Annotated in this window: 20 protein-coding genes; 13 read left to right on the top strand and 7 right to left on the bottom strand. The window is 57.0% G+C overall.

Annotated elements, in window-relative coordinates:
* The first annotated feature begins 65 nt into the window (after positions 1 to 65).
* From ftsA to E1J53_RS10060, 4 genes are all read left to right on the top strand, one after another.
* Entirely contained in the window at positions 66 to 1,409 is a 1,344-nt protein-coding gene (gene ftsA / locus E1J53_RS10045; protein ID WP_134272793.1) for a cell division protein FtsA, read from the top strand.
* Positions 1,410 to 1,663: 254 nt separating this feature from the next.
* Positions 1,664 to 3,148 (top strand): cell division protein FtsZ, encoded by a 1,485-nt coding sequence (ftsZ, locus tag E1J53_RS10050; protein WP_134272794.1) that lies wholly within the window; start codon positions 1,664 to 1,666, stop codon positions 3,146 to 3,148.
* Positions 3,149 to 3,806: 658 nt separating this feature from the next.
* The gene (locus tag E1J53_RS10055; protein ID WP_134272795.1) at positions 3,807 to 4,727 is read left to right on the top strand and encodes a hypothetical protein; all 921 of its coding nucleotides are present in this window, start codon (positions 3,807 to 3,809) and stop codon (positions 4,725 to 4,727) included.
* Between the two features lie 74 nt (positions 4,728 to 4,801).
* Positions 4,802 to 5,542, top strand: a complete 741-nt coding sequence (locus tag E1J53_RS10060; RefSeq protein ID WP_134272796.1) for an SDR family NAD(P)-dependent oxidoreductase — start codon at positions 4,802 to 4,804, stop codon at positions 5,540 to 5,542.
* A 6-nt stretch (positions 5,543 to 5,548) separates the two neighbouring features.
* On the opposite strand, the gene E1J53_RS10065 is transcribed toward E1J53_RS10060, so the two are convergent.
* From E1J53_RS10065 to folK, 3 genes are all read right to left on the bottom strand, one after another.
* Entirely contained in the window at positions 5,549 to 6,466 is a 918-nt protein-coding gene (locus tag E1J53_RS10065; RefSeq protein ID WP_253931373.1) for an MBL fold metallo-hydrolase, read from the bottom strand.
* 164 nt (positions 6,467 to 6,630) lie between these two features.
* Positions 6,631 to 7,416 (bottom strand): bifunctional 2-polyprenyl-6-hydroxyphenol methylase/3-demethylubiquinol 3-O-methyltransferase UbiG, encoded by a 786-nt coding sequence (locus E1J53_RS10070; RefSeq protein WP_134272797.1) that lies wholly within the window; start codon positions 7,414 to 7,416, stop codon positions 6,631 to 6,633.
* An 89-nt stretch (positions 7,417 to 7,505) separates the two neighbouring features.
* Positions 7,506 to 8,501 carry a 2-amino-4-hydroxy-6-hydroxymethyldihydropteridine diphosphokinase gene (gene folK, locus E1J53_RS10075; protein WP_173021425.1) on the bottom strand — a complete coding sequence of 332 codons (996 nt, stop codon included), beginning with the start codon at positions 8,499 to 8,501 and terminating at the stop codon, positions 7,506 to 7,508.
* 59 nt (positions 8,502 to 8,560) lie between these two features.
* Here folK and E1J53_RS10080 point away from each other — a divergent pair, with 59 nt between their 5' ends.
* The 4 genes from E1J53_RS10080 to E1J53_RS10095 all read left to right on the top strand — a co-directional run bounded on the left by E1J53_RS10080 (position 8,561) and on the right by E1J53_RS10095 (position 11,596).
* Positions 8,561 to 9,205: a deoxynucleoside kinase gene (locus E1J53_RS10080; protein ID WP_134272799.1), complete on the top strand. Its 645-nt coding sequence runs from the start codon at positions 8,561 to 8,563 to the stop codon at positions 9,203 to 9,205.
* Between the two features lie 132 nt (positions 9,206 to 9,337).
* Positions 9,338 to 9,922, top strand: coding sequence for an NTP transferase domain-containing protein (locus E1J53_RS10085; protein ID WP_134272800.1), 585 nt, complete (start codon positions 9,338 to 9,340; stop codon positions 9,920 to 9,922).
* The gene (locus tag E1J53_RS10090; protein ID WP_173021426.1) at positions 9,906 to 10,997 is read left to right on the top strand and encodes an XdhC family protein; all 1,092 of its coding nucleotides are present in this window, start codon (positions 9,906 to 9,908) and stop codon (positions 10,995 to 10,997) included. The genes E1J53_RS10085 and E1J53_RS10090 overlap by 17 nt, the downstream gene beginning before the upstream one ends.
* A 47-nt stretch (positions 10,998 to 11,044) precedes the next feature.
* A complete protein-coding gene (locus E1J53_RS10095) occupies positions 11,045 to 11,596 on the top strand; it encodes a GNAT family N-acetyltransferase (protein WP_173021427.1) in 552 nt (183 codons plus the stop codon).
* Positions 11,597 to 11,600: 4 nt separating this feature from the next.
* On the opposite strand, the gene E1J53_RS10100 is transcribed toward E1J53_RS10095, so the two are convergent.
* Positions 11,601 to 12,848: a cytochrome-c peroxidase gene (locus E1J53_RS10100; RefSeq protein WP_134272803.1), complete on the bottom strand. Its 1,248-nt coding sequence runs from the start codon at positions 12,846 to 12,848 to the stop codon at positions 11,601 to 11,603.
* 225 nt (positions 12,849 to 13,073) lie between these two features.
* Here E1J53_RS10100 and E1J53_RS10105 point away from each other — a divergent pair, with 225 nt between their 5' ends.
* Together E1J53_RS10105 and E1J53_RS10110 are read left to right on the top strand one after the other, a co-directional pair.
* Positions 13,074 to 13,388 carry a winged helix-turn-helix domain-containing protein gene (locus E1J53_RS10105; RefSeq protein ID WP_134272804.1) on the top strand — a complete coding sequence of 105 codons (315 nt, stop codon included), beginning with the start codon at positions 13,074 to 13,076 and terminating at the stop codon, positions 13,386 to 13,388.
* Positions 13,389 to 13,733: 345 nt separating this feature from the next.
* A complete protein-coding gene (locus tag E1J53_RS10110; RefSeq protein ID WP_134272805.1) occupies positions 13,734 to 17,240 on the top strand; it encodes a pyruvate carboxylase in 3,507 nt (1,168 codons plus the stop codon).
* Here the strand turns inward: E1J53_RS10110 and E1J53_RS10115 are convergent.
* Positions 17,237 to 17,812: a hypothetical protein gene (locus E1J53_RS10115; protein WP_134272806.1), complete on the bottom strand. Its 576-nt coding sequence runs from the start codon at positions 17,810 to 17,812 to the stop codon at positions 17,237 to 17,239. The two genes, E1J53_RS10110 and E1J53_RS10115, sit on opposite strands and share 4 nt — an antisense overlap.
* Before the next feature lie 83 nt (positions 17,813 to 17,895).
* Here E1J53_RS10115 and E1J53_RS10120 point away from each other — a divergent pair, with 83 nt between their 5' ends.
* Positions 17,896 to 18,450 carry an HD domain-containing protein gene (locus E1J53_RS10120; protein ID WP_134272807.1) on the top strand — a complete coding sequence of 185 codons (555 nt, stop codon included), beginning with the start codon at positions 17,896 to 17,898 and terminating at the stop codon, positions 18,448 to 18,450.
* A 37-nt stretch (positions 18,451 to 18,487) separates the two neighbouring features.
* On the opposite strand, the gene E1J53_RS10125 is transcribed toward E1J53_RS10120, so the two are convergent.
* Complete coding sequence (locus E1J53_RS10125; RefSeq protein ID WP_134272808.1) at positions 18,488 to 18,988, bottom strand: hypothetical protein; 501 nt, start codon at positions 18,986 to 18,988, stop codon at positions 18,488 to 18,490.
* A 226-nt stretch (positions 18,989 to 19,214) separates the two neighbouring features.
* Here E1J53_RS10125 and E1J53_RS10130 point away from each other — a divergent pair, with 226 nt between their 5' ends.
* Complete coding sequence (locus tag E1J53_RS10130) at positions 19,215 to 19,790, top strand: alpha-ketoglutarate-dependent dioxygenase AlkB (RefSeq protein WP_134272809.1); 576 nt, start codon at positions 19,215 to 19,217, stop codon at positions 19,788 to 19,790.
* A 438-nt stretch (positions 19,791 to 20,228) separates the two neighbouring features.
* On the top strand, positions 20,229 to 23,138 hold the full coding sequence (locus E1J53_RS10135) for a leucine--tRNA ligase (protein WP_134272810.1): 2,910 nt from the start codon (positions 20,229 to 20,231) through the stop codon (positions 23,136 to 23,138).
* A gap of 69 nt (positions 23,139 to 23,207) precedes the next feature.
* Here the strand turns inward: E1J53_RS10135 and E1J53_RS10140 are convergent, their stop codons facing one another.
* Positions 23,208 to 24,995: a serine hydrolase gene (locus E1J53_RS10140; protein WP_134272811.1), complete on the bottom strand. Its 1,788-nt coding sequence runs from the start codon at positions 24,993 to 24,995 to the stop codon at positions 23,208 to 23,210.
* Positions 24,996 to 25,382 lie beyond the last annotated feature (387 nt).

Genomic DNA, 25,382 nt, shown 5'->3' on the forward strand with positions numbered 1-25,382 from the left:
ACCCATTTAATACCGGTGAGCGTAATGACCCTACACAAACCGGTCTGTTTTTAATCGGATGTATTATGACTGATACCACTCAACCACAAACCATTGCCGCTCTGGATATCGGCACCACCAAAGTGTGCGCCCTAGTTGGAAGACGGGACGCTTACGGACGGTTGGAAATCCTCGGAACCGGAAAGGTAGAATCCGAGGGCGTCATGCGCGGCGTTGTCTCTAATATCGAGAAGACCGTACGCGCCATTTCGGAAGCCCGTCGTCTGGCCGAAGAGGCCAGCGGGACGACCTTCGACACCGTGCACGTCGGCATCGCCGGCCAACACATCAAAAGCCTGCAGCACCGCGGGATGATGATGCGGGACAACGCACAGTCGGAGATCAGCCAGCGTGACATTGATCGCCTGATCAGTGACGTACACAAGCTGGTACTCCCACCGGGCGACAAGATTCTCCACGTCATTCCCCAGGAATACACCGTGGACAACGAACAGGGGATCACCGATCCCATCGGCATGTCAGGCTCCAAGCTGGAGGCCAACTTCCACATCATTACCGGCCAGATTACGGCCAGCAACAACATCCACCGCTGCGTGGAGCGTGCGGGGCTGGAGATGGCCAGCGTAACCTTGGAGCCCATTGCCAGCGCCGCCTCCGTTCTCTACGAGGACGAAAAGCAGGCTGGTGTAGCCCTCGTCGACATCGGCGGAGGAACTACGGACATTACCATTTTTCAGGACGGAATCATCCGCCACACGGCCGTGATTCCCTTCGGCGGTAATGTGATTACCAAAGACATCAAGGCGGGCTGCACCGTAATGGAGCACCACGCCGAAAAACTCAAGGTTAGCTATGGCTGTGCCCTGGCCAGCGAGGTCTACGAAAACCGGGTGATCGTCATTCCGGGACTCCGTGGCCGTGAGCCCAAGGAGATCAGCGAGAAGAACCTGGCCCGGATCATTCAGGCCCGCGCCGAGGAGATTCTCGACCACGTCCTGTGGGAAATCCGCCGGGCCGGATTTGACGGTCAGCGACTGATCGGCGGAATCGTCCTGACGGGCGGAGGCGCTCTGCTGCGTGACCTGGAAAAGTTGGCCGCGCTGCACACCGGATTGACGGCCCGCATTGGTACGCCGATCGAGCACCTTGCGCACGGTTACCAGGAGAAACTCACCAGCCCGATCTACGCTACCGGGGTAGGTCTGCTGCTGCAGGGCTTTGCGGACATTGATGCCGGGAAGATTCGTCCCGCTACCGCCAAGCCCGTGGCCGAAGAAACGGAAACCAAAGAAGACACCAAGGAAGCCGTCAAGGAGCCGGCAACGGCCAACGACGGTCCGAACTGGTTCGATAACGTCTTCCGTAAAACGAAGGAATGGTTCGAAGCGGAACCAGACAGTGACTTCTAGAAAGGGACTGAAGGAAGGAATGACGGAAGGATTGAATGTTGATCCTTTATTCATGGCTCCTTCGGCACTCCTCGGCACCTGCACGCCGTTGCCCGGAAAACGATCCGGATGACGTGCTGGTGTACTTTTCATAATCATAACTAACCCGGGCACTGAAGGTGCCCGAATTAGCCCGTTACCCCATCCGAATTTCTGGGTTTCAAAAAAGGTGTGAACCCGCTGAGGACAGCGCGACGGGCGCAAAAAAATAAATCATGACGTTTGATATTGTACAGGGCGAAAGCCCCATCATCAAAGTAATCGGCGTTGGTGGCGGTGGTTCAAATGCCGTCAACCACATGTATAGCCAGGGCATCATCGGAGTGGATTTTGCCATCTGTAACACGGACCATCAGGCCATGGAGTTGAGCCCGGTGCCGACCAAAATTCAGTTGGGGCCCAACCTGACCGAAGGCCGGGGAGCGGGCTCCAAGCCCAATGTGGGCAAGCTTGCTTGCGAGGAAAGTATTGAGGAGGTCAAAAAGTACCTCAACAATAACTGCCGAATGCTCTTCGTGACCGCGGGTATGGGTGGTGGCACCGGAACCGGAGCCGCTCCCATCATTGCCAAAACGGCCCGGGAGATGAATATCCTCACCGTAGGTATCGTCACGCTTCCCTTCACTTTTGAGGGGCGTCGCCGGGCCAACAACGGTATGGAGGGGCTACAGTCGCTGAAGGACAACGTGGATACCCTCATCGTGGTCAGTAACGACAAGTTGCGGCAGATTCACGGTAACCTGAACCTGAGCGAAGCCTTCGCCAAGGCGGATAATATCCTGACGACCGCCGCCCGCGGCATTGCCGAGATCATTACCGTTCCCGGCTACGTAAACGTTGACTTCGAAGACGTGAACACGGTCATGCGGGAAAGTGGGGTCGCCATCATGGGTACCGCCACCGCAGAAGGAGAAGACCGCGCCCGTCAGGCCGTGGACCAGGCGCTTCACAGCCCACTGCTGGAAGACAACGACATCCAGGGCGCTCGCCACATCCTGCTGAACATCACCAGTGGTACGCGTGAGGTGACCATGGACGAGATCTTCGAAATCACGGAGTTCGTACAGGAAGAAGCCGGATACGGTACGGACCTCATCTGGGGTAACTGCTTCGACGAGAGTCTGGGCGACCACATCAGCGTGACGGTAATCGCCACCGGATTCGGTGACCGGAAGTCCGTCTTCTCCAAGGAAGCTCCGGAACGCCGGGTAGTGCACCTGGACGACACGGACCGGAAGGAGCCCGAGCAACCCGTCCGTCGGGTCAGCCTGGAGGACATTACCGGGGAAAGTGACCCCGTGGGGTACAACCGTGAGGAGTCCGGTGCACCCACCTTCGAATTTGAAAACCTGGACGAGGCCAAGGCCCGGTTGCGCGCCAAGCGTCGGGACGAAACCAGTTTCGCCAAGAGTTATCTGCAGAACGAAGAGGAAGCGCGTCGGGAGGCGCAACGACAGGAGATGGAGGCCCGGGATGCCGAACGGCGCCGGGAACTCCGCAACCGTCAGAGCCTGCCCAAACTGAGCAACCCCAAGGTGGTCAATGAGCTGGAAAACCAGCCGGCCTACCTGCGGCGGAACATTCAACTCGATCAGGTAAGCCCCAGCGACCATCAGGAGATGAGCCGGTGGACGATCAGCGACGACGAGAACGTGCCGCTGAAGCAGGACAACGCTTACCTGCACGACAAAGTAGACTAAACGAACTAGTGGAGGCACTGCGCCAGCGGCGTGGTTTTCGTCCTCCGTTGATTTGAACACTCCTCCCGGAAGGCCCGGCACCGCCGGGCCGGCCGGCGAGTGGGTAAGCACCCCGATGATATTTCTAAACAGCTGGATTACATCCGACAACAACAACGATCAGTCTAACGGCTGACGCTGGTGCCCCGCGTGGGTGTCAGCCTCAGCAATCACACCTTTTTAGCTTTGGATGCGGGCAGTAGGGGGTCAATCCTGCTGTCCGCTTTTTTTTAAAAAAAGATTGCCCCCCAACCATGGTCAGGGGGCAATCGTGCATCAGCTCCTTCAGATAGGAGAACTGGAATAAGGATCTCAAGTAAATTGTTGTTCTAGTGTTCGAAAAAAACCTCTGACAATTTTATTTGGCTACAGCATGGTAGGCTTTTTGGAAATACAGTTCGGGTGTACTTACGAGAAAAGAATCCGGGTGGATTCAATGGACGACAATTTTTTTACTTCTTTTTTCATTTAAGTGGAGAAATTGATCACCATCCCCACCCGCAGGACCCATTCTCCCGGCTAGTCCTCCGCAACTCCCCTTCGCCTATTCTGACAGCATTACACTTTTTCCACCGCGGTTTTCCTTCCTCAGGATCGGGGCCGCCTCAACCAATACCCCATGAAAAAGTGTTCGCTACTGCTGTTGCTTGCGTTACTGGTTTTCTCCTGTGCGGAACGGGAAGACATTTTACCGGATGAAGGAGTTGACCCGGAAATTGACCACGGTGGTCTTGACCCCGAGGAAGATGGCCTGCTGAGTCAGTACCGGGTGGTCGGTAGCCAAATTGAGCTGGTCCAGGACTTCAACGTTAATGCCTCGCTGCAGCGCTACCAGGACGATAAGGGGCGGCACCTGGCCATGTGGGACTACGTGACCCAGCTCTTTAATGCTGCCCACCGCCGCCGCCTGACCGAATTCATCGTTTTTTACGGAGACGGAGAATTTCAGGGCTACGTAGAACCCATTGACCCCAGTGACCTGAGCCGGTGGCGGATGGGACTGGCCATCGATGCGGCCACGGATCTGTCCGCAGCCGATCTGAATGACTTTTTTACCTTCGTGGTGATTCACGAGTTCGGGCACATCGTGAGCCTGAATGAATCGCAGTTAGACGCTCAGGAAGAGGCCGGTACTTGCCCCTATTTCTTTGCCGGAGAGGGGTGTAGTTTCCGCAACTCCTACATCAATACTCTCTATGACCTGGGGTGGAAGGACATCTACGCCGAGCACGATGAACAGAACCCTACGCGGACCTATAACCGCTACCGGGACCGCTTCGTGAGTGAGTACGCGGCCACGAACCCCGGGGAAGACTTTGCGGAAGTATTCAGCTTTTTTGTTGTGGGGGATCAGCCGCCGACCGGAAACGGAATCGCCGCTCAGAAAATCAGGCTGTTATACGGTTATTCTGAATTGCTGGAAATACGGCGGAGCATCCGGGAAAACGTCGATTTGTCGGGGTTGACGTCCGGCAGCCTCGGGGAATTCAGGGCCAAACATCCGGAGGTGTTTTCGAAAATGGAGATTCATACCCACTGATCCGGACTTGGCCGGAAGCGGGTAAATTCTGATTTCCGACTAAACTTCGGGGAAGCTGGTGGCATAATATCCCTATGGAAAAGCAAAAAATAGCCCTGGTTACCGGGGCTAACCGCGGCATTGGCCGGGCGGCGGCCCTGGGACTTGCCGATAAAGGATGTCGGGTGCTGGTGACGAGCCGGAGCCCGGCGGGTAAGGCCGTGGCGGAAGAGATTAATGGCCGTGGTGGGCAGGCGCACTTTTATCAGCTGGACGTCGCTAATCCGGAGAGCATTGCGACGGTCATGGAGGCCATTGCTCGGGATCACGGCCGCCTTGATATCCTCATCAACAACGCCGGCATTCATTACGATACCTTCCAGAATACGATGACCGCAGACTTTGCCATCGTGGAGGAAGCCTGGCGGGTCAATACCCTGGGGCCCTGGCGGATGACGAAAGCGGCGTATCCACTTTTGCGACGGAGCCCCGGCAGAGCACGAGGGTCCCGACCATTTGTCGCGGACGCAGGTGCCAGGGTGGTCAACGTGAGCAGCAGTTCCGGTTCGTTTGAAGACAGCTGGCCGGGTACTCCGGCCTACTCAGTATCCAAGGCCGCCCTGAATATGCTGACCCTGAAGATGGCCGCAGACCTCAAAGAAGATGGTATCCTGGTCAATGCCGTATGCCCGGGGTGGGTGCGCACCGATATGGGCGGGGCCGCGGCCCCGCGCAGCCCCGAAGAGGGAGCGGCTTCCGTACTGTGGGCCGCCTTCATTCCGGACAACGGGCCGACCGGTGGTTTTTTCCGGGACGGTGAACCGGTGAGCTGGTAGGCGAACCTAAAGGGCTTCGTACATCACCTGCAGGTTGACGTTCCGCATCCGCTCGCCGAAGCGCCATTCCGGAGCACCGGGGATGGTGGTCGTCTTTGCCTGGAGAGCTTCGATGCTGGTGCCGGCCTTTTTCGCCTTTTTGACGTATTTCCGTAGATAATTAAGGTAATTTTCGAAGGCCTTCAGGTCTTCGGAAGTCCCCGTTACGGCGTAAGATTCGGCCGCATGGCCGAAAATGAATACGGTATCCCGGTCGTAGTGCTTACGGATCTTCTTCATGACGCTGGCCCAGTTGATGATGTCTCCACCTGCTCCGGGGTCAATGTAGGGGAATCGCCGGTTGAACAACAGATCACCAAGGTGGGCCACGTTGGCCTGCTCAAAGTGAATGACCGCATCGCCTCCGGTATGGGCCGGACCAAAATGCTTCATCGTGACCCGCTCTTTGCCGTCCGGAAGGGCCATGCTCCAGTCCGTGGTGAAGGTCGTCTTCGGGAGAGGCATGCTTCCTTCCCGGTCGTTCTTTTTCAGGTTGTCGGCCAGATTCTTTTGGGCCCGGGCGTGGCTGACGTAGTCTTTGGCCAGATCGGCAAAAACCCCGTTGCCCCCCGTGTGATCACCGTGGTGATGGGTGTTGGCGAGCAGGCTTAGTTGGGTGAGTTGCCCCTGATCGCGCAGCATTTCCAGCAGGGTAGTAGCCTGCTCCGGAAACTGGGTGTCGATCACCGCTCCACCTTCGGGTTTGCCGGCCGGGAGATACAGTCCGATGCTGCCGCCACGATTGGTGTAAAAGCCTACGTTATCCCGAATCATGGTAATCTGGGGAGCAAGCAGGGCATTAAACTGCTTGCTGAACAGGGAGGTGAGGGGAGCAGCGCCCAGAGCGAGGGCGGAGGTCCGCAGGAAATGGCGGCGTAGCATCATGATTGAATTGGTGAGTTACCCTTGGGAAACCATGGGAAAGAAAATGGTTGCGATAAAATTACTCATCCAGAATTTTCTCTGAATGAAATGCGTGGATTTTTATCCCGCCGTCACCGATTATTTCCGGGCTGCTGCGCGTTTTGCTGGCTCTCCCTTACCGTGGATCAGCGCCGGATAACGCTGTAGTAGCAGGTAATGAAGAAGTCTCTCAGGTGGGGGATGCCCGCAATCAGGGGCGTTTGCACCCGGGGCGTCAGCCCGAATTTTATCTCGTAATTCGGGTTGATGAAGTAGTAGGTTTGTCGGGCAAAACGGAAGCCGTTACGGCGCACCAGCTGATTGAACCGATGGATGCTGATGCCGGTCTCCTTGATTTCCAGGAGGGAATTTACCACGCGATCACTTTCTCCGAAGGCCCGTAACACCATGGCGTATAGCGGTGTGGGGAGCAGATGAAAGAAGGGCAGTTTACTCAGTATTTTTCCCTCGCAGATTTGCTGGTGTCCGCCGAAGGGCATCCGCCAGGGAGGAAAGCCGAAGAAAATCACTCCGGTGGGTTTCATGAACTGCTGAACGTGTTTGAAGAAGCGATCCTGATCCGGGAGGTGCTCGATAACGTCGCGCAGAAAAATGACGTCGAAGGTGCCGATTTCGGTCTCGTTCAGGTCATAAATATTGTCGTGGCGGAGGCTGGCGTTGGCTTCCGGTGCACGCTCTTTGATGATGGCGTTTCCCTTATCGATTTTACCCTGGTTGATGTCCACGCCGATGACTTCGCAGCCCATCTCCACGAAGGGCATCAGGTTGCCACCCTCCCCGCAGCCGACTTCCAAGATCCGGCTCTCTCCGGTCACTGGCGTAACTTGCTGGAGGTAGGGGATGACGTATTTCTGGGTCGTTTGTGCCTGTTCCCGAAAGTACCGCTGCCGGTTGGTATGGCGATCGTGCATGGGATGATTTTAGTTCGATTTGGGGTTGAGCGTCCGCGATCCGGGCGCAAAAGATAGGATGCTTTAGCGAAGCGGAACGACGGGACCATTTATTGCCCTTGTTCGATGCTGATGATTTCGTCCAGGGGTTTTTCGTGAAACTTGATGCTCATGCCATGGTCGAGGCGAATTCTCAGATCAGCATTCAGGGGCTTGTTACGTCCGGATTGATCCAGGTCCTCGGGGGCAAAGGTAGTGTGTTGTAATAACCATCGTTCGAATTTTGGGAGCGATTGATCGACCACCATTTCCGCGTGCTCGTACCCGGCGGGGTAGGGGCTTCCCGTTTTCGGAGCGGGGAGCTCGAGGAGGTGGATGGCTTGTCCCCGGAACCGCACGGGCGTCAGGAGGCGGAAGGTTGCGATGGGGCGCCCACTGATGGGCGCTTCGGTGAGGAGCTCGTGGCCGGCGGCCACAAGGGCATCGCGGTAGTTGTGATAGTCGGTCTGGTTGGCTACCCGGTAGCAGAGATGATCGATGGGAAGGTGGTGAATCTGCGGGGGAAGGGCCGCAAAAAAGGCTTCCAGAAAGGGCGTCGGGGATGGGAGCACCTCTTCGAGCCGCGGCTGCGGAGGATAGTGCTGGGGAAACAGGTCGGCGAGTTCCCGCTGGAGGAGCCCTCCGACGAAATCGCGCTTGTTCCACCAGGGGTGCGGCAGGCTGAGGCGGTGGTCTTCGAAGTGGACATCATCGGCAAAGATGAGGTCAATATCGATGGTTCTGGGCCCCCAGTGGAGCTTGCGTTCCCGGCCACCGGTTTGCTCAATGTGCTGGCAGACGTCCAGCCAACGGTGCAACTGATCCACCAGGGCCTTACCCGTCAGCCTGGCACCTGCGCGATGCGCCCCCCGCAAATTTCTTGTCGCATCCAGAACGATCACCTGATTGAGGAAGGCCGGTTGGTCGGTTACGCCCCAGGCGGGCGTCTCGACTACGGCGGTCCTGGCGACCAGGGGGCCGATGTAATCCATCAGGCTTTGGCGGGCCCGTGCGAGATTTTGCTCCCGATTTCCCAGATTGGTGCCGAGGGCTAGCGTCAGTTGCATGTCGCAAATGTAACACCGGCTTGGCGGCTTGCGAACGAATACGGTATTTTCGCGCCGTGATGGAGATTCCCCACGCATACATCGCCATTGAGGGCAACATTGGTGCCGGCAAAACTACCCTGAGCCGGCGGCTCTGTGAGCAGTTTAACCGCCGGCTCATTCTGGAAGAATTTGACGATAATCCCTTCCTGCCGCCCTTTTACCAGGAGCCCGAGCGCTACGCTTTCCCCGTAGAGTTGTTTTTTATGGCCGAGCGGCACAAGCAACTTCAGGCGGAGCTGGCCCAGACGGATTTATTCTCCAATGGCGTAGTGTCCGACTACATTTTTGTCAAGACCCTGCTCTTTGCCCGAAATACCTTACCCGACGAGGAGTTTCGGCTGTTCAGCCGGTTATTCAGGGCCATGGACGCGGGCTTTCCGAACCCCGATCTGATCGTTTATCTGCACCGGCCGGTGGAGGCTCTGCAGGCCAATATTGCCAAGCGGGGACGAAGTTTTGAACAGGAAATTCAGGACGACTACCTGAGTTCCGTACAGCAGGCTTACTTCAATTTTTTCCGTAGTCAGAAGGAGCATCCCGTCTTGATCCTGGACCTGGGCGACCGTGATTTCACCCGGGACGACGCGCTGTACGAGCAAATTTTGGCCCGGATCGCGGAGACCTATCCGGTGGGGATTACGACCGTCGACCAGTGGGATTGAGGATGTCGATTTTCCAAAGAGCAGCAGCTGGCCGATGGCGGGTGCCAGGAAATACCGGAGGGCCACGCGGGTCGGTTGCCGGGCAAGTTGAGGCGTATTTTCCTCCGCCTAAGCCGTACCTTGGCGCATGAGATGCCAGCAACTCCCGCTACCGCCATATTGCTTCTGGCCGCCGGTGCCGGCCGCCGGATGGGCAGGGTAAAACAATTGCTCCCGTGGGGAGAAAAGAAACTGCTTACCCACGTTCTTGCGGAAGTGCTTTCTCTGGGGCAGCCGACCTATCTGGTCCTGGGTGCTCACGCCGAGGAGATTCAGGCGGAGTTACCGGAGGGCCCTTATACGGTCGTCCTCAACGACCGCTGGGAAGAAGGCATGGGCGGATCAATTGCCGCGGGGGTTGCCGCCATTCCCGACCAGGAGCTCCCGGAGCAGATTCTGGTTTGCCTCGGGGATCAGCCCTTCGTCACCAGAGCATACCTCCAGCAATTGATGCGGGCGGATTCCTCCCTCATTCGGGCTACGGCCTACGGACAGCGGGCCGGAGTGCCGGCGGTTTTCCCCATCCGTTACCGGACGCAACTCGGTCAGCTTACGGGAGATGCCGGTGCCCGGAATCTTTTGCGGGAGGAAAGTGCCCTTTTGCGCTTCTCGGCGGAGACTGCTATCATTGACCTCGATACCCCCGAAGACTACCAACGATATGAAGGAGATTCGTAAGATCATTGCGGCCTACGATAACCTTAAACAACAGGAGGTGACCATGGCCCTGGCTACCGTAGTGGGCGTGGAGGCCAGCAGTTACCGCCGAATCGGTGCCCGGATGCTGGTCGCGGCCGATGGCCGCTGCGTTGGCGGCATCAGTGGTGGCTGCCTGGAGGGCGACGCCAAACGGCGGGCCCAAACCGCCATCTACCAGCAAACTCCTTCGATTCAGGTCTACGATACGTTGGACGGAGAAGACCGCGTCATCGGCATCGGACTGGGCTGCAACGGAAAAGTAACCGTACTCTTTACCCCGATCGGCGTTGCGGACCCCGAGAATCCGGTGGAAATTCTCCGGTCGGTGGTGGATACCCGGGGCCCGGAAGTCATGATACAGTTGGTCAGGGGACCTAAATCATTGCAGGACCTGGTGGGTAAACCCCTGCGGGGTAGAGCAGAAATTGCCCGGCGGACGGGAGTATCCGAAAGGCAGCTATATCGGGAGATTCTGCAGGTTACTGACCGGGGATTGTCGAGGTTGGGCACCTTTAACGGAGAGGCTGGAGCACCGCTGGAAATGTTAATCGAACAGATTCGGCCGGAAACCAGACTGATCGCAGTGGGCGATAACTATGACGTGCTGGCGTTGGCGGAGGTGACCCAAGCCCTGGGGTGGGAACTACACGTCGTCGGTACCCGGCGAAAATTTACCCACGACTTTGAGGCGAAGACGCACCACCTGTACGGGTACGACGAGGTGGGGCAATTACAACTGGATGCCCATACGGCCCTAGTCATGATGTCGCACGACTACGATAAAGACAAGGCGATGATCGCCCACTTTTTACCGCAGCAGCCTGCCTACCTGGGGATGTTGGGTCCCCGGAAACGAATGGAGAAAATGCACCGGGAGCTCACCGAGGAGGGATTTGACCTCGGGGGGTATCCGCGGCTATTTAGTCCAGTTGGACTAGATATTGGCGCGGAAAGCCCGGAAGAAATCGCCATGGCGATTTGTGCGGAGATCACCACGGTGTTTCGTCGTCGTCCCGGAGGGATGCTGAAAGACCGACGGGGAACCATCCATTGAGGAACTTCCGTGGGGAGTGGTATTGTTGGTAGCAAAAGCCAATGATTATGGACCCGCGCAACCAGCTACGTACGCCCCGATTACTGCTCACGGCTCCCCGGGTAACCGATATTCCCCGGATCGCCACGCTGGCCAACGATCCCGACGTGGCCAAGATGACCCTGAACATTCCACATCCCTATACGGAGATGGACGCGGTGTTCTGGTTGAATATGGCCCGGGAAGGGCGGGCCGGAGGCCATCATTACATTTTCGCCATCCGTGACCCGGAGGCGGAAGAATTTCTGGGGGGCGTAGGGATTACCGTCAATGAACTCCACCAGCGGGGCACCCTTGGCTACTGGTTGGGGCAGCCCTACTGGGGCCAAGGCATAACCACCGAGGCCGTGGCGGCGCTGATTGCCATGGGCTTTGAGGAACTTAAGCTACACCGGATTGATGCGACTCACCTGGTAACGAATCCGGCCAGTGGACGCGTCATGGAAAAGAACGGCATGAAAAAAGAAGCGCTCCTTGAGGACTACTTCATCCGCAAGGGGCGCATCAGTTCGGTCTATCAGTACCGCATCCTCCGTCGGGAGTGGGCGGCGGAAAAATAGCGGATTACCGGATGAAGGGGTCAGAGAGGTGGTGTGCTTCCCGGATGGTCCGGTCGGTGGTCATCTCCAGGAACTTAACCAGCGCCTCCTTGTCTTCTTCAGACAGGTGAAGCTGTTTGGCGGCCCCGTCGGCGTTCTTCAGGTTTCGGTGCAGGTTGGGGTGCTCCACGAGCTTATCGCTGTAGTGGTCAATTACTTCCCGCAGGGTAGCGAACCTTCCGTCGTGCATGTAGGGAGCCGTGAGGGCGACGTTGCGGAGGAAAGGAATTTTGAACATTCCGTTTTTCATGGCATCTCCGGTGACGGCACCATTTCCCTGGTCGAGGTAATCCATTTCCAGGCCGTTGTTGGCCATGACGATCTCGTGGCGATCAAGGTTTTCACTGTGGCAGCTGGCACAGTTTTGCTGGAAGAGGGTAGCGCCCCGCAGTTCCTGGGCGGAGTAGGCGCGCAGGAGCTGCGCTTCGGTCTGACCGGCGGCCAGGTCATCCATCAGGTCGTCGAAGCGGGTATCCGTTGAACTCATGGTGGTCATGAAATCACCGATTGACTGAATGATGTGGGCCGTTTGTAGTTCCTCGGTATGGTAGGCCTTGGCGGCAAGCACGCGGTAGATCGGCTCATTACGCAGCCGGTCCACAATGCCTTCGAGTTCCATGCCCATTTCCACAGGGTTCCTCATGGTTTCGATGGCCTGTTCCATGATGTTGCTGGCCCGGCCGTCCCAGAAGAACTTAACCTTGGGATCGTCAACGGTGGTGGTAGTGGGGGCGTAATATCCCTGGACGGTGGTGGTGGTAGTTCCGGTGGCGAAGGAGGGTACTGAGGCCAGGGGCCAGGAATTGCGGGAGGTGTGATTGCCGTTGATACCCTGGCTGACGTGGATATTGTCGCCAAAGGCCGCCTTTTGCTGGTGACAGCTGGCGCAACTGGTTTCTCCGGTGGCGGAGAGTCTGGTGTCGTAGAACAGTACCCGGCCCAGTACTGCCCGGCGCATCTGGGTTTCCGTCAGCTCCCGGGCGGAGGGTTGGCGGGGAAAGTGTGCGGGGATTTTGGGCAGGGGCATGTAGATGTCCTGCTCGATGTTAAGTTCCCGGCTGAGAATTTCGTAGGCTTCGTCGGAGAAACTGAGGGGATTGGAGATGTTATCCAGGGGATCGGGAACAACGGGGTCGAGGATGGAGTAGTCCGGCTGGCAGGCGGTCAGCGCCAGGAGCAGGGTAAAGGATAGGAATAGAAGTGTCTGGCGCATGCGAGGGTGTTGAGGTGAGGAAATGTCACGATAATGTAAATGTAGCCGATAAGCCACGCATTACCAAGCGGTTGTGGTACGTATTCGTGAAGGGGGACCATGATGATTTTAGAAACAAAAAGTTTTATTTGTTGATTTCGCTTATATTTATTGACTAAAAAGTGTTGGGCCTTTCCTCAAATTCCTAGAGACGGGTTCAAAATTTTCACCTAAAACCTATTAACCATGGCCGTCGCCAAAGAATACCAATTTGATTTTGACGATCAGATTATTGCGGGCTACAACAAAGCCCTGGCCCACGCTGCCCGGGTACAGATTGTGGCCTTCTTACGGGAACATCGTATCCTGAGTTATTCCCAGATTCGTAAGCACGTTCCTCTTTCCGAAACTTCCTTCCGGCGTCATCTGAGGATGTTAGAACGATTTTCCCTACTACACCGAACGGGTTTGCCTTCCGGAGAGGCCGGGTTTACTCTAAATGATGCTGCCCTGGCTGAATTTCTGGCAGCGGTGGAGCAACGCTTTCGACAGAAATTGTAACGGGGGGTGAAGGAAAATGGGGGTGCAATGGAAAATTGTGTAAATCTTGCCTACTGAGCCTACATGTAGGCTCAGTAGGCGGAACCAGGTTTCAAGAAAAAATACAATTCCCCCCTGACTATTCCTCATGCCCGGACTTTAATGCCCTACCTGAGCACTGCTCGTTTCCCTACTTCCTGGCACCTGCGCGCAGCGACCGGAAACCATTTGAATTAGGCCAGTTTACGTTTTTCATCGCCCGAAAGCAATCGTAATTTGGGATAGATTAGATCGTAAGCAAAGGGGGACGGTACGCCGGCAGCTTCAACAATTTAGTATCTTCCCAGCATCACGAATATTTGATCCATGGACGCCCCCAAAATCACCCGTTTCAAAAAGATTCTGGTCGCTAACCGCGGCGAAATTGCCATCCGCATCCTACGCGCCGCCAGCGAGCTGAAGCTGCGCACCGTCGCGATTTATACCTACGAAGATCGCTACAGTCTGCACCGTTATAAGGCGGATGAAAGCTACCAAATTGGTCCCGATGATGAGCCCCTGCGCCCCTACATCGACATTAAGGCGATCATCAAACTGGCCAAGGAGCGTAAGGTGGATGCTATCCACCCGGGATACGGGTTTCTCTCCGAAAACGTAGAGTTCGCCCGGGCCTGTCGGGACAACGGGATTGCCTTCGTCGGACCGGCGCCCGAAAGCATGGACCAACTGGGTGATAAGGTCGCCGCCAAGGAGTTGGCCAGAAAAGTAAATGTTCCCCTCATCCAGGACAGTGATAAGGATATCTCGGACCCGGAAGTAGCCGCCGCAGAAGCCAGCCGCATCGGATATCCGGTGATCATTAAAGCCGCCGCCGGCGGCGGCGGACGGGGGATGCGGGTCGTCCGGAACGAACAGGATCTCAGGATTGAAGTGGTGGAAGCCAGCAGCGAGGCAGAAAAGGCCTTTGGGGACGGTACCATCTTCCTGGAAAAGTTCATCGAAAACCCGCGCCACATTGAGGTGCAGCTACTCGGCGATCACTACGGTAACCTGGTCCACCTCTTCGAACGAGATTGCTCGGTGCAACGACGTTTTCAGAAGGTCGTCGAAGTCGCTCCGGCGGCGAATCTCCCCCAGGAAGTAAAGGATAAACTTTACGAATACGCCCTGCGGCTCGGCCGCGAAGTGGGCTACTACTGTGCCGGAACGGTTGAATTTTTGGTGGACCAGGATAATGCCATCTACTTCATCGAGGTCAATCCACGGATTCAGGTAGAGCACACCATCACCGAGGAAATTACCGGCATCGATCTGGTGCGCACCCAGTTCCTGGTTACGATGGGCTACCCCCTGGATCACCGGACCATCTTCATCCGAAGCCAGGAAGACATCGAGTACAATGGTTTTGCCATTCAGTGCCGGGTCACCACCGAAGACCCCGCCAACGACTTCAAACCCGACTACGGCACCCTGATCGCCTACCGTTCCGCCAGCGGTATGGGTATCCGGCTGGACGCCGGTTCGGCCTTTCCGGGGGCCGTCATCAGTCCCTACTTTGATAGCCTGCTGGTTAAGGTGACGGGCACCGGCCGCACCCTGCCGGGTGCCGCCCGCCGACTCCACCGCGCGCTGCGGGAATTCCGCGTCCGGGGCGTAAAGACCAACATCGGATTTCTCCTCAACCTGTTGGAAAACCGCGATTTTCAGGACGGAAAGGCCACGGTTCGCTTCATTCCCGACCATCCGGAACTCATGAAACCCATGAATTTCCGGGATCGGGGCACCAAAATGCTCAGTTACCTGGCGGACGTTATCGTCAACGGTAATCCCGACGTGAAAAACCCCGATAAAGACCGCAGTTTCCTCAAACCTATCGTGCCCCCCTACGACCGCTTCGCGGGCATTCCCCGGGGGAGCCGCGACCTTTTGAAGGAACTCGGACGCGATGGCTTCGTGGACTGGCTCAAGCAGGAGAAGAAAATTCACTACACCGATACCACCTTCCGGGACGCTCACCAGTCGCTACTCGCTACGCGGATGCGGATGTATGACATGCTCAATATGGCCCGCAGCTACGCCGTCAACCAGCCCGCCGACCTGTTCAGCATGGAGGTATGGGGCGGCGCCACCTTCGACGTGGCGATGCGCTTCCTGAAGGCCGACCCCTGGCGTCGTTTGCGCAAGCTCCGCAAGGCAATCCCGAATACCATCTTCCAGATGCTGCTCCGGGGTAGCAACGGGGTAGGGTACAAGGCCTACCCGGATAACCTGATCATCAAGTTCATCGAAGAATCCGCCCGGGGATTCGAGGAGCGCGACGAAGCGGGAAAGGTTACCGGCTACACCGGTGGCATCGACCTTTTCCGAATTTTTGACTCCCTGAACTGGGTGCAGAACATGGAAACCTCCATCCGGACCGTCCGGGAAAATACCGACAGTCTGGCCGAAGCCTGCATCTGTTACTCCGGGGACATTATGGACCCGAAGAAGACCAAGTTCACCTTGGACTATTACCTCAAACTGGCCAAGCAGCTGGAAAGCGCCGGGGCGCACCTGATCGCCATTAAAGACATGGCGGGACTGCTCAAGCCGCTGGCGGCCGAGGAGCTTATCACGGCCCTCAAGGAAACGGTCGACCTGCCCATTCACCTCCACACCCACGATACTTCCGGTATTCAGAGTGCGACCTACCTCCGGGCCATCGAAGCGGGCGTTGACGTGGTGGACGTGGCCATCAACAGCCTCTCCGGATTGACCAGCCAGCCCGGCTACAACAGCGTGGCGGCCATGATGCAGGGGCACGAGCGCGAAAACCCCGTTGATCTCGGCCTCTTAAACCAGTACGCCGACTACTTTGAGACGGTGCGTACTTACTACTATCCCTTCGAAACGGAATTACGGGCGGGCACGGCGACGATCTACGACACAGAAATTCCCGGTGGCCAGTACTCCAACCTCCGCCCCCAGGCCCGGGGCCTGGGACTCGAGGACCAGTTCCCAAAGATCCGCGAGAATTATTCGGCGGCCAACGAGTTATTCGGTAACCTGATTAAGGTGACGCCTTCCAGTAAGGTGGTTGGCGACATGGCCATGTTCATGACCAGCAATAACCTCACGAAGGAGGACATTCTCCGCCGCGGCGACAAGCTGGACTTTCCGGACAGCGTGAAGAACCTCATGCGGGGGGACCTCGGCCAGATCGAGGGAGGCTTCAATGAACAAGTGCAGTCCCTCGTCCTCAAGGGGGAAGATGCTTACACCGAACGTCCGAACGCTCACCTGGAGCCCATCGATTGGGAGGCGGCAAGTGCAGCCTACCAGAAAGAATTCGGTTACGCTCCGGACGAGAAGCAACTGTTGAGTCACTTACTGTACCCGCGGGTGTACGCTGACTACCACCAGTTCAACGAAGAGTATGGGCAGGTGGCTAACCTTCCGACCCACGCTTTTTTCTACGGACTGAAACCGAACGAGGAGGTGCTGGTGCGCCTCAGTATGGGTAAAACCATTACGATCAAGTACCTGAACATGACCGAGGCCGACCTGCAGGGCAACCGACTGGTTTTCTTCAGTCTCAACGGTCAGACCAGGTCCATCAAGGTGCGCGACCTCAGCCTGGAAACGAAGCTGGTGGCGAACCGGAAGGCTTCGGGTACCGGGGAAGTTGGTAGTCCGCTACAGGGTAATTTGAGCCGGATTCTGGTTAAAGTAGGGGATGAAGTCAAGGCGGGTGACCCGCTGTTTGTCATTGAGGCAATGAAGATGGAGTCCACCATTACCAGCCCCATTGACGGTGAGGTGACGGCCGTCGAACTTCAGGAGAAAACCCTGGTGGAAAACGAAGACCTGGTGGTAATCGTGGTGCCTACCTAGCCGCCGCACCTCCCGCAGGCTACGCCCTCGTCGGCCCGGCAATATCGACCGTTTTTGGTGCGGCCGAAGTTTTGCTCACAGCTGGCGTTGTGCCGCTTGTTGCTGCTCAGATTCAGCCAGTGGGTTAGGGTGTGGTCATCGTTGGGCGCGATGGGCGGCGGTCCGACGGTGAGTCCGGGAAATTGATCGGGGTAAACCATGACGGTCACCAAGTCCGAGAGACCGGCGTAGGATAGGGTGGAGGTAAGTTTGTAAAAGTGCTCTAAGTCCTTGCGCTCTTTGAGCAGTAGAATAATGCCCGCCTTCACGTTTTTTTGCTGGGCGTACCACAACGCCTGACCAATGCTGTTCTTCCATTTGGAAGCCCATTCTACTTCAATGGCGTGAGTTTTTGTGAGGATATCGATGCGGCCATTTTCGACGTGCACTTCGGTGGCTCCCTGGAAGTGTTCCCCCAGTACCCGGATGTGGTCGGCTTCGGATTGAGCTCTGATGGTGGTAAGCGCAACCGCGCAAAAGCAAAGTAGGCAGAGTATTTTTTGCCGGTAGTTGGAACTAGAGAGTAGTTTCATAGAGTTGAAATAGCAGAAGGGCGCGGCGCGCGGGTGCAGTGCAAATACAACGAAGCAACGAACTATAGTTGAGATAATTTCATATGGACTTTAAGATTGATTTAATCAACCGCGCCTGGGCACTGGCCGTGCGGCATCACGACGGACAAAAATACGGGAGCCACGAAGCGGACCGTGAGGTTGAATACCTGGCGCACATCGGTCAGGTGACCTTCGAAATTATGGCGGCCCTGCAGGGTGATCCGGAGGCGGACGCCAACCTGGCCCTTTGCTGCGCTATCCTCCACGATACCCTCGAGGATACCGCGCTTACCGAAGCGGAGATACTGGCAAGTTTTGGTCCCGAAATTCTGGCGGGAGTACGGGCCCTCACCAAGGATGAAACGCTACCGGGTAAACCCGCCCAGATGCGGGATAGCCTTGATCGAATTTTGGGGTGTCGACGCGAAGTGGCCATGGTTAAACTGGCCGACCGTATCGTTAACCTTTCGCCCCCTCCTCACTACTGGACGCCAGAAAAGATTGCTGCTTACCGGGAGGAAGCAAGACTAATTCACGCTACTCTAGGGAAGGCAAATACGTACCTCGCCGGGCGGCTAGCCGCCCGAATCGAGCAATACCCCCATACCGAACAATAATCCGTCGGCCATGAGCCTTCAGTCTGAATCCTAAATCCTATTCCTCCTTCCGGTAAATCCCCAGAAATACCGTGCTCAACAGGCTGTCCGTCGTACTCATGATGTCCCACTGCTGACGAACGGAGCCATCCTCGAGGGGCGTCCAGGTGACGCGGTTGTAGTAAACGGTTCCGCTCTGGGCGGTTTGCTCGTCGGTGCGCATCACCATGCTGCCGTTCTGTACCGCACCGTAAAGAATCAGGGGGTTGCCGGCGTTGTCCACCCAGGTCTGGTGCCAGGTGTCGGTGGTTCGGTTGTAGTAATTGAGGCTGCGGCCGGTACTACCCTGTGCTCCGCGCCAGTGTTCCAGCACGATGCAGCCCCCCTCAACGCGTTCGATGGTGTTGGCCCCCAGCACGGTTCCGGTGGTGTCGGTTACGGTCCATTCCCCGACCCAAAAGTCGAACCCGCCGTGGTCTTCGGTGCAGCAGGGACAGGAGGCTTGGGCCCGGAGGAACGCCCCCGCCAGGCATAGTGTCAAGATGATCAGTTTTCGCATCGGTGGTTTCGTTTTCTTGAGATCAAGTTAGTCTTCCCGTTCATTTTTCGCTTGCCAGAATCAGCCAATGCCTCCCGATGGACCAAACAATACGTCTCCATGGCTTCCTACAAAACCTGCACTGCACCTGCGCGCCGACGCCCTGTTGTAGCATTGTGTTGTTGAAAAGTTTGAATATTTGTAAAATAACGATAATTTGTGTTTTTAATGACGCAACTGAACCCCAATGTTTGATAAGGTGCCTCTGGACGACCATCATTTCATCCTCCGCTCTTCCTTTCCCCAGTCTTTTGGAGGGGGAATAAATGATTTCTCGCACCTCTGGGATTTACGTCCGGAGGAATTTCATCGGGTGGTGATGGCCGGAAAAGAAGTGCCGTTGCCCCGCTGGCAGCAGGCCTACGGCTACAACTATCGCTACACGGGATCGGTGAATAAGTCGTTACCCATCCCCAAAAAGCTTCACCCCTTTTTGCGGTTTTGCCACGAGCACGTGGACAAGAGGTTAAACGGCCTACTGTTGAATTGGTACGATGGCAAGCAGGGGCACTACATCGGTAAGCACCGCGATTCCACCATCGGCCTGCTGCCGCAAAGCCCCATTGTCACCATCAGTCTGGGGGAGGAAAGGGTCTTCCGGCTGCGTCCCTACCGGGGAACCGGTAGCGTGGATCTTCCGGTTGCCAACGGTGACGTCGTCATCATTCCCTGGAACACCAACCTCTCCTGGACCCACGAAGTGCCGAAATTGAAAAAGTATCAGGGAAAAAGGATCTCCGTTACCCTCCGGGCTTTTGTGTAGGAGTGCGAACCGTTGCGGGTTGCTCCTTTGTGCGTCCTTACCGGATTCGTATCCCCACCCATCAAAACGACCGGCTTGCGCTTGCCCGACCAACCTCCCATTGGGCGGGGAGCAAGTCTATTCCGGTAACTTTTCGGGTTCTGGGTTTGGCTCGACGTGGAACGTATCGACCATTTTGGGGTGCTTCCTTGGACCACGAGGTGTGCAACGAGCGCAGCGCGTTGCTGCTTTGTGTGTCCTAACCGGCTAGTTATGCCTTTCTTCAAATCGACCGGCTTGCGGAGCAAGCCTATTCCAGATACTTTTCCTCAGCCTTCTCCTCAGCCTCAGCCTTTGCCTTCTCCCCCGGCAACTTCCTCCCCACCTACATCTGTTTACCTCATATACGCACAAATCCCCATCGTCGCTTTACCTTTGCGCATCGCTAAACGCAGCCCCATGAAATTTGACGTTCAGGCCATTGATCGTAAGTGGCAAGACTACTGGCAGCAACACCAAACTTACCGGACAACGAACGATCCGGATAAACCCAAGTACTACGTACTGGACATGTTCCCTTACCCCTCCGGAGCCGGCCTGCACGTTGGTCACCCGCTCGGGTATATTGCTTCCGATATTTTTGCCCGCTACAAGCGACTGCGCGGTTTCAACGTTTTGCACCCCATGGGCTTTGATGCCTTCGGCCTCCCGGCCGAACAATATGCCATTGATACTGGAGTGCACCCCTCGGAATCGACGGCCAAAAACGTTAAGCGCTACAAGGAGCAAATGCTGCGCCTGGCCCTGAGTTTTGACTGGGAACGTGCCGTGAATACTTCGGACCCCAAATACTATAAATGGACCCAGTGGCTGATCGGCCTGTTCTGGAAGCACTGGTACGATAAGTCGGCCGACAAGCCCCGTCCGGTGGAGGAGTTGATCGCCCACCTGGAAGCCCACGGTACGGCAAACCTCAACGCCGCACAATCGGAGGAAAAGGTTGTCTCCGCCGGGGAGTTTAGGGCCATGTCGGCCAAGGAGCAGTCGGATTTTTTGATGAACTACCGGCTGGCCTACCGCAGCGTCAGTATGGTGAACTGGTGCGAGGCCCTGGGCTCCGTGCTCGCCAACGACGAAGTAAAGGACGGCCGCAGTGAACGGGGCAATCACCCCGTAGAGCAGCGCCCCATGGTGCAGTGGAGTCTCCGCATTACCGCTTACGCCGAGCGCCTGTTGCAGGGCCTCGATACCGTGGATTACAGCGAAGGCCTCAAGGCCCAGCAAACCAACTGGATTGGTAAATCCACCGGTGCCCTGGCGCACTTTGACATTGAGGGCCACGACCACCAACTCGACATCTACACCACGCGTCCGGATACCATCTTCGGTACCACCTTCATGGTGCTTGCCCCGGAGCATGACCTGGTGGAAGAACTGACCACGGCCGAGCAGCGGGAAGAAATTGATGCTTACCTCAAGTACGTGGCGGGACGGAGCGAGCTCGAGCGCCAGAGTGACGTCAAAAAGGTTACGGGTGCCTTTACGGGGGCTTACTGTATCAATCCCCTGAACAACGCCCGGGTACCCATCTACATCGCGGAATACGTACTGAAGGACTACGGCACGGGCGCCATCATGGCCGTGCCCAGTGACGACGAACGGGACAAGCGTTTCGCCGAAAAGTTTGGTATCGAGATCATTGACGTGATCGACAAGAGTAAGTATCCCGGCGCTACGCTGAAGGATAAGGTGGGCATTCTCATCAATAGTGACTTCCTGGACGGCATGGAAGTGCCCGAAGCCATTGAGGCGGCCACCAAAAAGCTGGAAGAGTTAGGCCGGGGCCGTAAGGAGGTCAATTACCGCATCCGGGACCTGGTGTTCAGTCGCCAGCGCTACTGGGGAGAACCCTGGCCAATCATCTACGACGACCAGGACATTCCCCATTTCCTGCCCACCGAAGAGCTGCCCGTTACCCTTCCACCGATGGAGGATTTTCGCAGTGTCGGCGGACAGGCCCCCCTCAAGCGCGCCACCGACTGGGTGAATACCCCCCAGGGACGACGGGAAACGGACACCATGCCCGCTACGGCCGGATCGAACTGGTACTACCTCCGCTACATGGACCCCAATAACGACGAGGCCTTTGCCGGCGAGGACGCCGTACAATACTGGCAGGACGTCGATCTCTACGTCGGGGGAGCCGAGCACGCGGTGAGTCACATCCTCTACAGTCGTCTGTGCCACAAGCTGCTCTTCGACCTGGGCAAAGTGCCCACCCGCGAACCCTACAAGAAACTGCTCAACCAGGGCATGATTGGTGCCCCGATCACGAGCATCCAGCTGGCCGTTCTTCAGACCACCGATGGTCAGGAAACCCCGGTGTGGGTCGGCAGCAATCTGACCGCTGGTGCGAGCATTGAAGTGACCGGCGTCGGCACGGGAACGCTGGCCTTCGGCGACGCCAGCGGCACCCGGAAGGTACCCCTGCGGATGGTGGAAGAAACCAGCGTGGATAACGAACCGAGCTTCCGCCTCTACCGCGATGCGGTCAATAGCCTTGCGGAGGATAAGGCCCAGGATGCGGCTTACTTCCGTTCCGTCCTCGAACAGGGGCAGGGCTTCGTCTGGGAAACCGACAGAGAAGGACGGGAGTACATTGAGCTCAGCTTTCAGATGGGTAAGATGTCCAAGTCCAAGCACAACGTCATCAACCCCGACGACATCTGTGCCCGCTACGGCACGGATTGCTTCCGGATGTACGAAATGTTCCTCGGACCGATCGATCAGGCCAAGCCCTGGAGCGTAAGTGGCATTGATGGTGTCTACCGTTTCCTGCGTCGCTACTGGAATCTGTACGTCGGTAACGACGAGACGCTGGAGGTCTCCGAGGAGACTCCGACGAAGGAGGAAATGAAGGTACTCCATACCCTCATCAAGAAGGTGACCGAAGACATCGAGAAACTCAGCTTCAATACCTGTGTCTCGGCCTTCATGGTGGCCTGCAATGACCTCGGCAAAATGAAGTGCAACAAGCGCGCCGTACTGGAGCCGATTACGCGACTGATCGCTCCCTTCGCGCCCCACATTGCCGATGAGCTGTTCCACGCCCTGGGCGGGGAAGGCAGCGTGCACCGGAGCGAGTGGCCGGTGTTTGAAGAGAAGTGGTTGGTGGAGGATAGCTTTACCTATCCCATCGCCTTTAACGGCAAAACCCGCCTGACGCTTGATTTTCCCGCCGACGCGAGCAAGGAAGACATTGAAGCCATGGCCAAGGAAGATGCCGGCGTACAAAAGCACCTCGAGGGAAAGACGATCCGCAAGGTGATCGTTGTCCCGAAGCGGATGGTGAATTTTGTGGTGGGGTAATGTCCACGAGCCGAAACGAGAAGCGGCCATCCGTCACGGCGACGGATGGCCGCTTTTCTTTACCCGCAATCAATTTTCCTTAAGGATCACCCCCTCTCCCGGCGTCCATTTGTCGTACTCCATATAGCGGGCCACCCGCTTGGCGGCTTCCTCTCCGCGAAGCTTGGCCACCAGGTGGAGCGCTCCGTCAATCCCGGCAGAGATGCCGGCGGTGGTGATGACTCGTCCGTTGTCGACGAAGCGGGCGTCCCGTAACACGGTGGTGTTGGGGAAGCGTTCTTCGAGTCGGTCCAGGGCCCGGTGAAAGGTGGTGGCCGTCTGCCCCTCCAGCATGCCCGCCTCGCCCAGGACAAAGGCGCCGGTGCACACGCTGAAGTAATAATCGGCCTCGTCGCGGGCCTTCACCCAGTTGATGACGTCCGGATCATCGGCGGCTACTCCGGAGTTCCCGCCGAAGAAGGCCAGGATGTCGGCCTCGGGGGCGCTCTCCAGATCATGATCCGGTACGATGGTCAGAATGCCCTGCGACTGAATCGGTGCCCTGGTCTTCGATACGGTAAAGACCTCAAAACCAGCGTAGGCAAAAACTTCCATCGGACCGGCAAAATCCAGGACCTCCACCCCGTTCTGGAGGTAAAACGCAATGGTGTACTGCTTGGGCTCCCCTTCGTACTGAATCAGTTCCATACCGCAGTGGTAGCAGTAGCCACCTTCGCGGTAGGTCAGGGTGTCACAAGACTGGTTGCAGGGCACGCAGCGAAAGGGTAGGGTAGCGTTGATGGCGGTTTTGGGGCGGGGAAGGTCTTTGTAGTATTTATAGTCGGCCCACTCCCAACCCAGTTGAGAGCCCATCTGGGCCAGGTCGGTTACGTCGGGGGTGATGCTCAGTCCATTGTAGTCGTTGGCGAAGTAAACGAGCCCCCTTTTGGCCTCCGCATCCACGGTAAAGTAGGCTTTGAAGGCGTAGTTGTCGCCCCAGTGCCAGAACTGGGTGCCGCCGTCGGATTCCTGGAGGCCTACTCCCAGACCCCAGTGGACAAATTCGCTGCCCTTCGGGGTGCTCTGGATGGTCAGGAGGTTGGTGAGGGAAGTTGCGGACAGCCCCTTTCCTTCCGCCAGGGCCATAAGGAACCGCGCGTAATCCTCGGCCGTGGTCTTCAGGGAATGAGCGGCATTGGCGTACTCGGGTTTATGGTTAACCGTCAGGGGTTCCCCCACTTTGTGGGGGCGGGCGAAATCCTGTTCAAAGGCTTCTTTCCACACAAAACTGCTGTGCTCCATGCCGAAGGGCGTAAAGATTTTTTCCTGGGCGAGCGTCTGCAGGTCCTTGCCACTGAGGTGCTCCACTACGCGTTGTAGCCAAACGAACCCCTCTCCGGAATACCCGAATTTTTTTCCGGGCGCGCGGCGAAACTGAAGGTCATCGTCTCGCCAGTTGGGTAGTCCGGTGGTGTGGGAAAGGACCATTCTGGCCGTGACTTCCCGGTGGCGATCGTCCTTCGCGACGTCCGGATAATTGAAGTACTGCACCAGCGGAACGTCGAGGTCCATTTGACCGGCATCGACCAGTTGCAACGTCAGGTAGGCCAGCAGCGGCTTGCTGAGGGAGGCGGCGGAGAATACCGTGTTGGGGGTGACCGAACGGCGGGTGTCCGCGTCCGTAATGCCCCGGGTAAGGGACGTAACGATCTCCCCGTCTTCAAAATAGACCCCCTGGAATCCTGGTATGCTGGCGGCGTGAATCAGCCGGTCCACGCTCGGACTGGGGCCACCATTTTGGGCGCGGACGCAGGTGCCGGGCAACAGGGTAAAGAGCAAAGGAAGGAGGAGAAAGGTAGTAGTGCGTAGTGGGAACATTGATCAGTAATAGTCTCGTCCGGAAGGACGAGCGCCACCGGGAGAGCGTTGCATGGCGGTAGTCAATTAGTAAACCTTCATCCCCAACCGCTCTCTCTCCCGGTAGCGCCGGATTCATCCGGCGAAAGGCTGAACCGCGTCGGAGCCCCACCAGACGATTACTGCCCAAGGCATCCACCGGCTTGACTTTTGTGGATAAAGCAGGTCCTCGGAGTGTCCGCAAAGCGGTCCTCTGAGCGTCCGGTCGGAGCACCCAAAGCTCAATTACCGGAACGATTGAGGCGTACGAGAGGTGTGGGTTGATTGGTGAATGGTGGCGATTCAATATTTTTGCCGTTAAGCTGCAATGACTTTAAAATTGAATAGAGGACAACTCACAGAATTACG

Origin of the sequence: Lewinella sp. W8 (genome assembly GCF_004375085.3) — a bacterium.
Taxonomy (GTDB): Bacteria; Bacteroidota; Bacteroidia; order Chitinophagales; family Saprospiraceae; genus Neolewinella.

Excerpts from the sequence above, each read along its gene's own strand:
- E1J53_RS10095 (WP_173021427.1), top strand. The coding sequence starts at position 11,045 with ATGGACCCGCGCAACCAGCTACGTACGCCCCGATTACTGCTCACGGCT.
- E1J53_RS10060 (WP_134272796.1), top strand. The coding sequence starts at position 4,802 with ATGGAAAAGCAAAAAATAGCCCTGGTTACCGGGGCTAACCGCGGCATT.
- E1J53_RS10105 (WP_134272804.1), top strand. The coding sequence starts at position 13,074 with ATGGCCGTCGCCAAAGAATACCAATTTGATTTTGACGATCAGATTATT.
- E1J53_RS10090 (WP_173021426.1), top strand. The coding sequence starts at position 9,906 with ATGAAGGAGATTCGTAAGATCATTGCGGCCTACGATAACCTTAAACAA.
- E1J53_RS10135 (WP_134272810.1), top strand. The coding sequence starts at position 20,229 with ATGAAATTTGACGTTCAGGCCATTGATCGTAAGTGGCAAGACTACTGG.
- E1J53_RS10065 (WP_253931373.1), bottom strand. The coding sequence starts at position 6,466 with ATGATGCTACGCCGCCATTTCCTGCGGACCTCCGCCCTCGCTCTGGGC.
- ftsZ (WP_134272794.1), top strand. The coding sequence starts at position 1,664 with ATGACGTTTGATATTGTACAGGGCGAAAGCCCCATCATCAAAGTAATC.
- E1J53_RS10120 (WP_134272807.1), top strand. The coding sequence starts at position 17,896 with ATGGACTTTAAGATTGATTTAATCAACCGCGCCTGGGCACTGGCCGTG.
- E1J53_RS10125 (WP_134272808.1), bottom strand. The coding sequence starts at position 18,988 with ATGCGAAAACTGATCATCTTGACACTATGCCTGGCGGGGGCGTTCCTC.
- E1J53_RS10080 (WP_134272799.1), top strand. The coding sequence starts at position 8,561 with ATGGAGATTCCCCACGCATACATCGCCATTGAGGGCAACATTGGTGCC.
- folK (WP_173021425.1), bottom strand. The coding sequence starts at position 8,501 with ATGCAACTGACGCTAGCCCTCGGCACCAATCTGGGAAATCGGGAGCAA.
- E1J53_RS10070 (WP_134272797.1), bottom strand. The coding sequence starts at position 7,416 with ATGCACGATCGCCATACCAACCGGCAGCGGTACTTTCGGGAACAGGCA.
- E1J53_RS10085 (WP_134272800.1), top strand. The coding sequence starts at position 9,338 with ATGCCAGCAACTCCCGCTACCGCCATATTGCTTCTGGCCGCCGGTGCC.
- E1J53_RS10100 (WP_134272803.1), bottom strand. The coding sequence starts at position 12,848 with ATGCGCCAGACACTTCTATTCCTATCCTTTACCCTGCTCCTGGCGCTG.
- E1J53_RS10115 (WP_134272806.1), bottom strand. The coding sequence starts at position 17,812 with ATGAAACTACTCTCTAGTTCCAACTACCGGCAAAAAATACTCTGCCTA.
- E1J53_RS10140 (WP_134272811.1), bottom strand. The coding sequence starts at position 24,995 with ATGTTCCCACTACGCACTACTACCTTTCTCCTCCTTCCTTTGCTCTTT.
- ftsA (WP_134272793.1), top strand. The coding sequence starts at position 66 with ATGACTGATACCACTCAACCACAAACCATTGCCGCTCTGGATATCGGC.
- E1J53_RS10110 (WP_134272805.1), top strand. The coding sequence starts at position 13,734 with ATGGACGCCCCCAAAATCACCCGTTTCAAAAAGATTCTGGTCGCTAAC.
- E1J53_RS10055 (WP_134272795.1), top strand. The coding sequence starts at position 3,807 with ATGAAAAAGTGTTCGCTACTGCTGTTGCTTGCGTTACTGGTTTTCTCC.
- E1J53_RS10130 (WP_134272809.1), top strand. The coding sequence starts at position 19,215 with ATGTTTGATAAGGTGCCTCTGGACGACCATCATTTCATCCTCCGCTCT.